The sequence below is a fragment of the Streptomyces sp. T39 genome (assembly GCF_008042045.1).
Lineage (GTDB): Bacteria > Actinomycetota > Actinomycetes > Streptomycetales > Streptomycetaceae > Streptomyces.
Map to the genome: position 1 here is coordinate 3584638 of NZ_RDBP01000012.1, position 11026 is coordinate 3595663.

14 protein-coding genes are annotated in these 11026 nt (G+C 75.5%); 7 read left to right on the forward strand and 7 right to left on the reverse strand.

Annotation, left to right across the window (positions count from 1 at the left end):
* Window positions 1-27: 27 nt before the first annotated feature.
* On the reverse strand, window positions 28-300 hold the full coding sequence (locus EAO77_RS17265) for a DUF3253 domain-containing protein (protein WP_147988835.1): 273 nt from the start codon (window positions 298-300) through the stop codon (window positions 28-30).
* A 175-nt stretch (window positions 301-475) separates the two neighbouring features.
* Between EAO77_RS17265 and EAO77_RS17270 the strand changes: the two genes are divergently transcribed.
* Both EAO77_RS17270 and EAO77_RS17275 read left to right on the forward strand, forming a co-directional pair.
* Window positions 476-1075 (forward strand): isochorismatase family protein, encoded by a 600-nt coding sequence (locus tag EAO77_RS17270; RefSeq protein ID WP_147988836.1) that lies wholly within the window; start codon window positions 476-478, stop codon window positions 1073-1075.
* A 10-nt stretch (window positions 1076-1085) separates the two neighbouring features.
* Entirely contained in the window at window positions 1086-1994 is a 909-nt protein-coding gene (locus tag EAO77_RS17275; protein WP_147988837.1) for a GlxA family transcriptional regulator, read from the forward strand.
* A gap of 61 nt (window positions 1995-2055) precedes the next feature.
* Here the strand turns inward: EAO77_RS17275 and EAO77_RS17280 are convergent, their stop codons facing one another.
* Window positions 2056-2892 carry a helix-turn-helix transcriptional regulator gene (locus EAO77_RS17280; RefSeq protein ID WP_147988838.1) on the reverse strand — a complete coding sequence of 279 codons (837 nt, stop codon included), beginning with the start codon at window positions 2890-2892 and terminating at the stop codon, window positions 2056-2058.
* A gap of 49 nt (window positions 2893-2941) precedes the next feature.
* On the opposite strand from EAO77_RS17280, the gene EAO77_RS17285 reads away from it, so the two are divergent.
* Window positions 2942-3403 (forward strand): DUF2000 domain-containing protein, encoded by a 462-nt coding sequence (locus EAO77_RS17285; protein WP_147988839.1) that lies wholly within the window; start codon window positions 2942-2944, stop codon window positions 3401-3403.
* Between the two features lie 128 nt (window positions 3404-3531).
* Here the strand turns inward: EAO77_RS17285 and EAO77_RS17290 are convergent, their stop codons facing one another.
* Window positions 3532-4044: a MarR family transcriptional regulator gene (locus tag EAO77_RS17290; RefSeq protein WP_315986095.1), complete on the reverse strand. Its 513-nt coding sequence runs from the start codon at window positions 4042-4044 to the stop codon at window positions 3532-3534.
* A 120-nt stretch (window positions 4045-4164) separates the two neighbouring features.
* Between EAO77_RS17290 and EAO77_RS17295 the strand changes: the two genes are divergently transcribed.
* Together EAO77_RS17295 and EAO77_RS17300 are read left to right on the forward strand one after the other, a co-directional pair.
* Window positions 4165-4566, forward strand: coding sequence for an HGxxPAAW family protein (locus tag EAO77_RS17295; protein WP_147988840.1), 402 nt, complete (start codon window positions 4165-4167; stop codon window positions 4564-4566).
* Window positions 4567-4852: 286 nt separating this feature from the next.
* A complete protein-coding gene (locus EAO77_RS17300; protein WP_147989191.1) occupies window positions 4853-5350 on the forward strand; it encodes a GNAT family N-acetyltransferase in 498 nt (165 codons plus the stop codon).
* A 320-nt stretch (window positions 5351-5670) separates the two neighbouring features.
* On the opposite strand, the gene EAO77_RS17305 is transcribed toward EAO77_RS17300, so the two are convergent.
* Together EAO77_RS17305 and EAO77_RS17310 are read right to left on the reverse strand one after the other, a co-directional pair.
* The gene (locus EAO77_RS17305; RefSeq protein WP_147989192.1) at window positions 5671-6816 is read right to left on the reverse strand and encodes an RNA polymerase sigma factor; all 1146 of its coding nucleotides are present in this window, start codon (window positions 6814-6816) and stop codon (window positions 5671-5673) included.
* Between the two features lie 8 nt (window positions 6817-6824).
* A complete protein-coding gene (locus EAO77_RS17310; protein WP_147988841.1) occupies window positions 6825-7232 on the reverse strand; it encodes a YciI family protein in 408 nt (135 codons plus the stop codon).
* 383 nt (window positions 7233-7615) lie between these two features.
* Here EAO77_RS17310 and EAO77_RS17315 point away from each other — a divergent pair, with 383 nt between their 5' ends.
* Complete coding sequence (locus EAO77_RS17315) at window positions 7616-8071, forward strand: NUDIX domain-containing protein (protein ID WP_147988842.1); 456 nt, start codon at window positions 7616-7618, stop codon at window positions 8069-8071.
* Window positions 8068-9069 carry an NUDIX hydrolase gene (locus EAO77_RS41035; protein WP_147988843.1) on the forward strand — a complete coding sequence of 334 codons (1002 nt, stop codon included), beginning with the start codon at window positions 8068-8070 and terminating at the stop codon, window positions 9067-9069. The genes EAO77_RS17315 and EAO77_RS41035 overlap by 4 nt, the downstream gene beginning before the upstream one ends.
* Window positions 9070-9397: 328 nt before the next feature.
* Here EAO77_RS41035 and EAO77_RS17325 read toward each other — a convergent pair whose 3' ends face one another.
* Window positions 9398-9601: a cold-shock protein gene (locus EAO77_RS17325; protein ID WP_147988844.1), complete on the reverse strand. Its 204-nt coding sequence runs from the start codon at window positions 9599-9601 to the stop codon at window positions 9398-9400.
* 250 nt (window positions 9602-9851) lie between these two features.
* On the reverse strand, window positions 9852-10967 hold the full coding sequence (locus EAO77_RS17330) for a YncE family protein (protein WP_261994000.1): 1116 nt from the start codon (window positions 10965-10967) through the stop codon (window positions 9852-9854).
* Window positions 10968-11026: the final 59 nt, after the last annotated feature.

An 11026-nucleotide genomic window follows, 5' to 3' on the forward strand; every position in this document is an offset into this window, starting at 1 on the left:
GCGGATGGGGGCGGGGCCGGGGGTGGTTCAGCGGGTGCGGCGGATGCGGATCGGGCCGCGTGCCGTGGCCGGGTCGACGCGGCTGCCGCCCTGGGTGATCTCCACCTCGCCGGCCGTGACCAGTCGCCGTGCCGCGCGGCGCGCGGGCTCCATGAGCGCGCGCCAGCCGTCGTCGTCCCCGTCGTACGCGGCCCGCGCGGCGTCGGACGGGCAGATCGTCGCGGACGGGGCGCGCCGGTCCAGCAGCTCCAGGATGGTGCGTTCCAGGCGCCGGTCCGTCTGCCGTCGGATGTCCGTCACACCACCAGTCTCCCACCGGAGTCGGGGGACGCGAGGCGCCGACGCCGCACCGTCGCGGCCGTGGTCGCCCTCGCGGGCGGGAGCGGCCCGCGGCCTGCCCCGGTGACCGGATCGGTCCGCTGCCGGACCCGATGCGGCCTGGTCGGGCACCGTGCGGCAGCCGAGGATGGAGCACATGAGCCGAGCGCTGATCGTCATCGACGTCCAGGAATCCTTCCGTGCCCGCCCGTTGTGGGCAGCCACTCTCGACCCGAAGATCGCCGACCGGGTGAACCGGCTGGTCGGCCTCGCCCGACGTGCCGGGGACCTGGTGGTGTGGGTGCTGCACTCCGAGCCGGGCAGCGGCGGTGTGTTCGACCCGGCATCGGGTCATGTGCGGCTGATGGAGGAGCTGGAACGGGCGGACGGGGAGCCGCTGCTCCACAAGACCTCGCACAACGCCTTCACCACCACCCACCTGCAGCAACTCCTCACCCAGCACGGCGTCCGCGAGCTCAGTGTCTGCGGCATCCGCACGGAGCAGTGCGTGGAGACCACCGCCCGGGTCGCGAGCGACCTCGGCTACGGCGTCACCTTCGTCGTGGACGCGACCACGACCGACCCCATCCCCCACCGCGACGCCCCCGCCGGGCAGAGCGTGGAGGACCTGCTCGCCGACCCCCGCACCCTGCCTGCCGCCGAGGTCGTCCGCCGCACCGAGTACGTCCTCGCCGGTCGCTTCGCCACCATCGCGACGGTCGAGGGGCTGGAGGCCGCGGCGGGCCGTCCGGCATGATGACCGGATCGTGAGCCACGTCGTCTTCTTCCTGGTGCCCGGAGTCCATCTGCTGGACCTGGCGGGCCCCGCGCAGGTCTTCTCCACCGCGGCCGACTTCGGGCACCCCTGGACGCTCGGCTACGTCGCCGAGCGTCGCGAGGTGCCCACGGCCCAGGGGCTGCCGCTGGTGGCCCGGCTCGACTGGCCCCGGCTCGGCCCCGACGACCTGATCGTGGTGCCCGGCTGGCGGACGTCCGCCCCGGCCGGCGACCCCGTCATCGGGGCCGCCGCGCTGCGGGTGCTCCGGGACCACCACGCCCGGGGCGGCACGGTGGCCAGCGTCTGCGCCGGAGCCGAGGCGCTCGGCCGGGCCGGGCTGCTCGACGGCCGCCGCTGCACCACCCATCACGACGTGCAGGACGAGCTGGCCCGCCGCCACCCGCGGGCGATCGTCGTCCCCGACGTCCTGTTCACCGCGGACGACCGCGTGATCACCTCGGCGGGCATCGCGAGCGGCATCGACCTGGCCCTGCACCTGGTCGCGACCCGGCACGGCCCGGCCGTCGCCGCGCAGGTGGCCCGGGAGATGGTCGTCTACGCCCGCCGCAACGGCCATGAACCGCAGGCCAGCGCGATGCTCCGCCACCGCGCCCACCTCGACGACACCGTCCACCGGGCGCAGAACCTGATCGACGCCCGGTTCGACCGGCCGCTCCCCCTGTCCGTGCTGGCCTCGGACGCCGGTGTGAGCGAACGGACCCTCACCCGTCTCTTCAGCCGCGCCACCGGGCTCACCCCGCTGCGCTATCAGCAGACCCTCCGCCTCGAACGCGCGGAACATCTCATCAGCCACGGCGCGACGGTCGACTCCGCCGCCCGGACGGTGGGCTTCGAGGACCCCCGCATGCTGCGCCGGCTGCGTGCGCGCACCACCTGACCGGACCGGCCGGCGGGGCCGGGGGGACGCCGCACGGCCGGTCGCAGCGTCCGTCCGCGCGTCAGCCGGCGGCGGGCGGCACGCTCCCGGTGCCCCGTCCGGTCGCGGTGCGGGCGTACCGGCCCGGAGTGGTGCCCAGGATCCGTTTGAAGTGCCGGGTGAAATGGGGCTGGTCGTAGAAACCGAGCGCGGCCGCCACCTCGCCCGGCGGCTGTCCCGCGAGGAGCCGGCGGCGGGCGAGATCGACGCGCCGGGACATGACGTACCGGTGCGGGGGGATGCCGAACGCCGCGCTGAAGGACCGCACGAGATGGGCGGGGTGGACGTGGAGCAGGCGTCCGAGCTCCTCCAGGGAGGCGCCTTCGCACAGTCGCTCGTCGAGGAGGTCGCGCAGGTCCTGGGCGACGCCGCGGCCGCGGACGGGGGAGCCGGGGACGCCCGCCCCGGGCGACAGGTGTGCGCGCAGCCGCTCGGCGATGAGGGTGAGACGGCTCTCCGCCTCGAGTTCGTCCCCCGGAACGGCGAGTGCGGAGTGCAACTGACCGATGCGCGTGCGCAGAAGGGGGTCGGTGAGGTCGGGGCCGTCGACGGCGGGGCCGATGAGGGTCTCGTCCAGCCGGGTCGTGTCGAGGTAGAGCACCCGCTTGCGGAATCCCTGCGCGGTGGCGGGCGATCCGTTGTGCGGGACCAGCGGCGGGAGCAGGCTGACCGTGTCGCCCGGGGTGCCGCGCCGGTGGTGGTCCAGGTCGTAGCGGACCGCGCCGTCGTCGACGATGAGCAGCGTCCAGTCGTCGTGGACGTGCATGGGGTACGCGTGCTCGGTGAAGTGGGCGTGCAGGACCTCCCGTACGCCCGGAACCGAAGGGCGCCACGCTCGGACGTCGTGCCGGACTGCCACGCAAAGAACGTACAAGACCCCGGATGCGCGGACCGTGCAGTCTCACAGCATGAGAACCACGACAACGGACCAGACCGCCGTCCCGGCCCAGGACCCGCCCGTCCGCTTCGACACGAAGATCGCCGTCCTGCTCCGTGACGACCTGGAGTCCTGGCAGCGGCTGAACGTGACCGCCTTCCTGGTCAGCGGCCTGAGCACGGCGGTCCCCGAGGTGATCGGCGCGCCGTACGAGGACGCCGACGGCACGGCGTACCTGCCGATGTTCCGCCAGCCCGTGCTGGTCTTCGAGGGCGGCAAGGAGACGGTGGCCCTCGCCCACGGCCGTGCGCTGTCCCGCTCGCTGGTGACGTCCGTGTTCACCTCGGACCTCTTCGGGACGGGGAACGACCGGGACAACCGGGCAGCCGTGCGGGCCGTGGGCGGGGACCGCCTCGATCTGGTGGGTCTGGCCGTCCACGGACCGCGCAACGCCGTGGACAAGGTCCTCAAGGGGGCGCGGATGCACCCGTGACCGGTGCGGTGGCAGCCGGGCTCCCCCAGGCTGCGTGCCGTACGGGGGGACACGGCCCACGTGCCCGCGGGCGCCGCAGACGGGCGCGCGGGTGCGTGCCGTCCCTCCCCGCCGGGCCCGTCCCGGCGTCAGGCGCCCGGGTTCCGCCGGGGGGCGACGGCGGCCGCCCGGATCTCGTCCAGGGACTCCTGGAACAGCTCCGTCGCCCGCCCGAACCAGTCGGCCAGGACGGCGACCTCGGCCGGTTCGTAGTCGGCGAACAGCATCCCGAGACGCGCATAGAACGGGCCGTACACCTCCAGGATCCGCTCCTGCGCGGACTCCTCCATCTTCACGGTCACCCGGCGACGGTCCCCCGGGTCGGGAATCCTGCGCACGTACCCGGCCTTCTCCAGACGGTTGAGAACCCCTGTCATCGCGCCTGTGGTCAGCCGGGCGCGTTCGGCGAGTCCGCCGGCCGCCAGGGCCTCTCCGGACGCCTGGGCCTCGATCAGGAAGCCGAGGCAGGTCAGGTCGGTGACGTTGATCCCGAGCCGTCGCGCGATGTCCTGCTGCCCGAACTGGGCGACCGCGATCATCCGGTCCATCGCGTACTGCGCCTCCGCGGCCGTCGCCGCCGGGCGTGCCTTGCCCTGCCCCACGCCATCCCCTTAGTATCCAAGTATCTTATCTCGCGAGCTAAGCAATCTAGTCGCCTGCCCTCACCGATCGGCGGGCGCCCGGACCAGGATCGCACCGCACCACCCACCGAGGAGCGCCGCATGGGCATGCACGGGGACCACGATCTGGGCCACACGGTGGCCGGCTGGACAGGGACCGGCATCGCGGTCGCGGGCTGCGGAGCCGCCGGGGCCGGGCTGGCCGCGGGCTCCGGAGGGCTCCTCGCCGCGGGCGCGGCGCTCATGGTGCTCGCCGTACTGGTCACCTGGGCGCTGCATCTGGCCGGCTGGGGGAAGCCGAGCGGCCCGCGCCCCGTGACCGAACAGCCCTGGCACGTCCGGGACACCTCGGCGGCGGCCGGCCACACCTCATGCGTCGGGTGCCGCCTCGGGGGACGCCGCCCCCGCGCCGCCGCGGTCGTCTCCGTCCCTTCGGAGGAGACCTTCGGCCCGCGCGTCACCGCCGCCTCCACAGGCCCCGTCCCGGCGCGCGCCCGCGGCTGACCCGCGCCCGCACCGCCGCCGTCCGGACGGGCGGACATCCGGTGGTCGACACGGCCCTCCCCTGGCACCGCGCCGCGCCGCGGGAGGGTGACCGGGTCCGCCGCACCTCGGGACAGCGCGCCCGGCTCCTGCCGCCTCCGGGTACCTGGCCACCGCGACGGCCCGGAGGACCGTCCGCCCGCCGGCTCACACCGGGGAGGGGTGCGCGGCCGGTACTGTCGGACGGCCCGCGCCGTGCGGCGGGAGCGCAGGGACGGGAGAGAGCGTGGACGCGAGCACCATCGAGATGGTCGAGACCCGGAGGCTGAGCCTCGTGCCGCTCGCCGTCGAGGACGCGGAGGAGATGGCCGGGGTGCTCGGCGATCCGGCGCTGCACACCTACATCGGCGGCGCCCCGCACTCCGCTCAGGCGCTGCGGGCGCGGTACGAACGCCTGGTGGCGGGCTCACCCGACCCGTCCGCCACGTGGTGGAACTGGGTGATCCGGCTCCGCGAGGAGGACCGCCTGGCCGGGACGGTGCAGGCGACGGTCACCGCGACGGGGCGAGGGCACGCGGCAGAGGTCGCCTGGGTGACCGGGACGCCCTGGCAACGGCGGGGAATCGCCAAGGAAGCGGCGTGCGGGCTGGTCGCCTGGCTCCGCGGGCGCGGCGTGCACACGATCCGGGCCCATGTCCATCCGGACCACCACGCTTCCGCCGCCGTCGCCGCGGCCGCCGGTCTGGCCCCCACCGCACACCGGCAGGACGGCGAGATCAGGTGGGAGCTCGTGGATTCCCCGTAGCCGTGCCCCGGCCGCAGCAGGGGCACGGCGACAGCCCCTTGCCGCGGGCACGCCGCCACGAGCGGACCGACAGGTCCGGCCCCGGGCCCACCCGCTCCGACGGGCATGGGAGCGCGGGCAGCCGATCCACGGGTGCTCGCGACGGGCGGAGAACGCCGCTCCTGTGGGAACACTCCCGACCGCAGGCCGTCGTGATCGCGCCCGCGCCGAGGCGGGCGCGGGCGCGATCACGACGGCCTGCGGTCGGCGGGGACGCGGCCGCCTTCGGCGCCCGCCCGGGCAGACACGCCCCCGGGCAAGCCGCCGGAGGCGGGTGTCCGTCAGGGGCCGCGGTGGGCGTTGAGACGGGCGGCCTGACGGGTCAGGTGGTCGCGCTCGGCAAGGCTGGACGCCTGCCGGGCCGCCTCGGCGTAGAGCCGGGCCGCCGTCCCCGGGTCGCCGTCCCGTTCGTGGAGGTACGCCGCCGCCGCGGTGCGCCGGGGCAGCCCCGGGTCCACCTCGGCAAGTGCCGCCAGGCCCGCCCGCGGCCCGTCGGCCTCGCCGACGGCCACCGCGCGGTTGAGCCGGACGACGGGGCTGTCGGTCAGACGGGCGAGCTCGTCGTACCACTCGACGATCTGGACCCAGTCGGTCTCCTCGGCGGTCGGCGCGTCGGCGTGCAGGGCCGCGACGGCGGCCTGCGCCTGGTACTCGCCCAGCCGGTCGCGGGCGAGCGCCGCCTGGAGGATCCCGACCCCTTCGGCGATCGCCCCGGTGTCCCACCGGCCGCGGTCCTGCTCGGCGAGCGGCACCAGGCTCCCGTCGGGCGCGGTCCGGGCATCGCGCCGTGCGTGGTGGAGCAGCATGAGGGCGAGCAGCCCCGCCACCTCGGGATGGTCGACCGCGGCCCCGAGCTCCCGGGTGAGCCGGATCGCCTCGGCGGCGAGGTCGATGTCGCCGGAGTAGCCCTCGTTGAAGACCAGGTAGAGGACGCGGAGCACGGTGGCGACGTCCCCGGGCTGTTCGAAACGCACCCCGGCGACGGTGCGCTTGGCCCGGCTGATCCGCTGCGCCATGGTCGCCTCGGGTACCAGATACGCCCGGGCGATCTGACGGGTGGTCAGGCCGCCCACGGCGCGCAGGGTGAGCGCGACGGCGGACGACGGTGTCAGCGACGGGTGGGCGCACAGGAAGTGGAGCCACAGCGTGTCGTCCACCGCGGACGCTGGCCCGGGCGCCGGCTCCTCCTCCACGAGGTCCTCGCGCCGGCGGCGCGCGGCGTCCGACCGGGTGGCGTCGAGGAACCGGCGCCAGGCGACGGTGACCAGCCAGCCCTTCGGATCCCGCGGCGGGCGGGACGGCCAGACGCGGACCGCCTCGAGCAGCGCGTCCTGCACCGCGTCCTCGGCCGCCGCGAAGTCCGCCCCGCGGCGGACGAGGATCCCGAGCACGCCGGGGGTGAGGCTGCGCAGCAGGGCCTCGTCCATCGCGGTGGTCACTCCGTGACGGTGGGCGGGGCGGTCAGGAACGGCCGCAGTTCCAGCCATTCGTGGAGGGGCTTCCCGCCCGCTCCGGGTGCGGCCGACAGCTCCCCGGCCAGCTCGACGGCACGCTCGTAGCTGTCGGTGTCGATCACCATCCAGCCGGCGACGAGATCCTTCGTCTCGGCGAACGGCCCGTCGGTGACCGGCGGCCTCCCCTCGCCGTCGTAACGCACCCATGTCCCCTCCGGCGCGAGCGCCTGAGCGTCCACGAACTCACCGGACTCCTCCAGCCTGGCCGCGAAGTCGCGCATGTACTGCACATGCGCCGAGATCTCCTGCGGCGTCCACCGCTCCATGGGCACGTCGTTCGCCGCCGCCGGGGCGCCCCGGTAGTGCTTGAGCAACAGGTACTTGGCCATCGTCTGTCTCCTCGCAGGTGCGACCCATTGTGGCCGCGTCCGCACCGGGGACGGAGCCGGAGGCAGGATCTCGACACGACCGCCGGGGAGGACGCAGGTCCTGGGGGGCGGCGTCGGCGTTTCGGCCATCTCCGGGTCTGCGCTCCGGCCCGGCCGGACAAGGGGCGTCATCGCGCACGACCACGCATTCGCCTGATCCCGGGGCTCGCAGCACGTCCGAAAGACGTGTGTTCGACACGGGGGTCGCCGTCGTTGACCCGACAACGCGTCAGCTCTCACCGGAGGCCGTCATGCACCCTCTGCCGTGCCCATGTGACGTACCGTCCCCGGCCGGACGCGGGCCCCGTGCCGTCGCCGGGCCGCCCGGCACGGTGCCGCACGCCGTGGGCGTCCATCGGCACCTGGAGCGGCACGGACGGGTGCCGCTCGGGCCGAGGCATCCGGACGTGGCGTGCCCGGGCGGGGTCCGGCACGCCCTCGCGGGCCACTGCGAGGACGAGCCGGCGAGGGCGTGCCCGGTGCGGGAGGCGTACGAGGAGGCGGGTCCGGTGATCGACGCCGACGACCTCGGCCTCGTCCACACCGTGCACGCGGCCGACCGGCCCGGAGGGCAGCCGCGGATCCCGCTCTTCTTCCGGCCCCGTCGCCGGACGGGCGGTGCGGAGGTGCGCGAGCCGGTCACGTGCGTCGGGTGGCGGTGGCGGAGCGCCGCGGAGCCGCCCCGGCGGATCGTCCCGTGCACGCGCGCGGCGACCGACGGCATCGGCGCCGGCCGGCCCTGCACCGCGTCGGGGTGGCAGGGCCGCCCGGCGGCCCGGCCGGCGGGGCGCCCCCGGTGAGCGGGCGGACGCGGTACTCCCTGCCGCTGGACGTGCACCTGCTGGCGGTCCGCGCGGGGGACGCCGGGCCGGAGGTGCTGCTGTCGCGCCGCGCGGGTGCCGTCTACGCGGCCGGGATGTGGCACGCCCCGTCCGGTCATGTCGACGGCGCCCACGAGGACGTCGTGACCGCCGTCGTGCGCGAGACGCTGGAGGAGACCGGCCTGGTGGTGCACGGGGACGACGTGCGCGCCGCGGTCACGGTGCACCACAGGGGGCCCGGCGGGCGGGCGCGGGTCGGGTTCTTCTTCGAGGTCACGCGCTGGGCCGGGACGCCGCGGGTCAGGGAGCCGCACGTCTGCGACGCCATGGGCTTCTTCCCGCTGGACGCGCTGCCGGACCCGATGGTCGCGTACTGCCGCGCCGGGCTGGACGCGTACCGGGCCGGCGCGGGGGTCGCGCTGCACTTCCAGGAGCCGGGCGATCCGATCGCCCACGACCCCGCCCTCCAGCGGCTCCGCCTCGTGGCCGGTCCGGAGTCAGCCGCGCCGGGAGGCCGGCGGGCCCGGGACGCGCCGGACGGCACCACACCGGGGAGCGGGCCGGCGCGGGACGTGCGCGATGCCGCCGTGGACACGGCCTCCGGCGCCGGACTCGCGGGCCCGGCGCCCGTCGTACGCGGTGGCCGCGCCCTCGGCCCCCCGCGCGCCGGAGCCCTCGACCCCTTCCCGGGGGCACGGTCGTGTACGGGCTCGTTCCAGCGGGCACGCGCGCCCTTTCCCAGCGGGCACGGGCGGCCGTGTACGGGCTCTTCCCCTCCGGGCGGACAGCCGGCCCCGGCGCGGTGCATCTCAACTGGCGGGCGGACGGCTTGCGGGTGGGGGTGCTGCGGGTGGGCACGKGGCGGCTCCGGGGAGTGGGAGGCGCACGCGGGCGGCACGCCGGCGGCCCCGGGGACGGCAGGGGCACGCGGGCGCGCGGGCAGGCGGGCGCGACGCGGAAGGCGCAGGAGAGGGTGACCGAACGGCCGGACGACGGGGGCGCGGGGTCAGCGGCGCGCGGAACACGCCGCGGACGAGGTCCGCGCGAGGTCCAGGAAGAGGCGCCGGCGCAGCCAGGAGTGACCCGTCACGCCGGTCATTGGAGCACGCCGGGGTGCAACGATCAATGCCCGCCCGCCAGTTGAGATGCACCGCGCCGGGGCCGGCTGTCCGCCCGGAGGGGAAGAGCCCGTACACGGCCGCCCGTGCCCGCTGGGAAAGGGCGCGCGTGCCCGCTGGAACGAGCCCGTACACGACCGTGCCCCCCGGAGCACTGCTCCGGGGGGCACGGTGGGTGGTACGCGCGTCAGGCGATGGTGATGTTCTCCGCCTGCGGGCCCTTCTGGCCCTGCGTCACGTCGAAGGTGACGGCCTGGCCCTCCTGGAGCTCACGGAAGCCCTGGGCGTTGATGTTGGAGTAGTGGGCGAAGACGTCGGGGCCGCCGCCGTCCTGCGAGATGAAGCCGAAGCCCTTTTCGGAGTTGAACCACTTGACGGTGCCGCTGGCCATGCCGGTGCCTCTCAGTCGATATCGGATCCGCACCGCGCGGACCCGGAGGTGATCGCCCTGGTCCTGCACTGCACAGCAAAGCGCCCACGCCGGAGCGCGGGCAGGGACTGCGAACCACGACATCTGTGGAAGGACGCTACACGGCGAAACCGGCCACCACCAGAGAGCCACGGCCCGAGTCGGTCGAAGGTGGTTCCGGAACGGTCGCGGACCGAGACGTTCCGGAACAACCGGCCCCCGTCGGCGGCCCTCAGAGCACCGTCACGCCCAGCGGACGGGTCCCCGCGCCGAGCCGCCTCGTGTCGCCCGACCCCAGGTCCACCACGGTGATGCCGTCCCAGTGACCGTCGCGGGTGAACCCGCCCGTGACGTACGCGGTGCGGCCGTCCGCGGAGACGGCCACGTCCTCGTGGGGTCCCTCCAGCGGGACGATCCGCTCGCCGCCGTCCGGGGCGCGCACGGTGAGCGAGGGACCCTCGTCGCTCGCCGGGTCGATCGGGCCGGTGCCGACCACCAGCAGCGTGCCGTCGGCGGTGACCGCCGCGCCGTGCTGATGGGTGTCCGCGGTCATCCGTTCCACGCGCGAGGTGCCGGCGGCCGGGTCGAGGACCACCAGCCGTTCACCCTCGAACGGCAGCAGCAGGCGCCCGTCCGACGGCCGGACCACCGCGTAGTGCGGCTTGAGCCACGAACCCGGGCCGCCCTCGGTGCCGTAGGGGGCGACCTCGATCCGCCGGGTGTCGAGGGTGCCGGTGCGCACGACGGTGACGTCGAAGGAGTCGTGGCCGGTGGCGTACACCTCGCGGCCGTCCCGGGAGACGTCCACGTCGAAGGGGCGCCGCCCCACCCCGGCGGTGCCGGTGACCTCCAGGGAGGCAGTGTCGACGACCTCCACCGTGCCCTCGCCGCCGGGCCGGTTGACGCCGACGTAGACGTGGCGGCCGTCCGGGGCGAGCGCGATGCCCATCCCGCCGCCCCGGTACTCGCCGTGCTCCGGGGGGCCGATGCCGTCCGTCTCGTAGGGGATCCGGGCGATCCGGGTCCGGCCGGCCGTGTCCACGACGGCGACGCCCTCGGCGGTGGCCACCCAGGCCCGCCCGTCGTCGCCGACGACGAGACCGTACGGGGCGGTGCCGACCTCGACCGAGTCGAAGGCGCCCCGGACCGGGTCGACGAACGTCACGGTGTCCGCGCCGAAGTCGGCGACGAGCAGGCTGCCGGCGGGGGTCCGCCCGGACGGGGCGRGGGCACGGTGGAGGTCGTCGACACTGCCTCCCTGGAGGTCACCGGCACCGCCGGGGTGGGGCGGCGCCCCTTCGACGTGGACGTCTCCCGGGACGGCCGCGAGGTGTACGCCACCGGCCACGACTCCTTCGACGTCACCGTCGTGCGCACCGGCACCCTCGACACCCGGCGGATCGAGGT

Bases quoted from the DNA above. Each gene is read 5' to 3' on its own strand.
- EAO77_RS17295 (WP_147988840.1), top strand. From the start codon at position 4,165: ATGGGCATGCACGGGGACCACGATCTGGGCCACACGGTGGCCGGCTGG.
- EAO77_RS17300 (WP_147989191.1), top strand. From the start codon at position 4,853: ATGGTCGAGACCCGGAGGCTGAGCCTCGTGCCGCTCGCCGTCGAGGAC.
- EAO77_RS17270 (WP_147988836.1), top strand. From the start codon at position 476: ATGAGCCGAGCGCTGATCGTCATCGACGTCCAGGAATCCTTCCGTGCC.
- EAO77_RS17325 (WP_147988844.1), bottom strand. From the start codon at position 9,601: ATGGCCAGCGGCACCGTCAAGTGGTTCAACTCCGAAAAGGGCTTCGGC.
- EAO77_RS17285 (WP_147988839.1), top strand. From the start codon at position 2,942: ATGAGAACCACGACAACGGACCAGACCGCCGTCCCGGCCCAGGACCCG.
- EAO77_RS17310 (WP_147988841.1), bottom strand. From the start codon at position 7,232: ATGGCCAAGTACCTGTTGCTCAAGCACTACCGGGGCGCCCCGGCGGCG.
- EAO77_RS17305 (WP_147989192.1), bottom strand. From the start codon at position 6,816: ATGGACGAGGCCCTGCTGCGCAGCCTCACCCCCGGCGTGCTCGGGATC.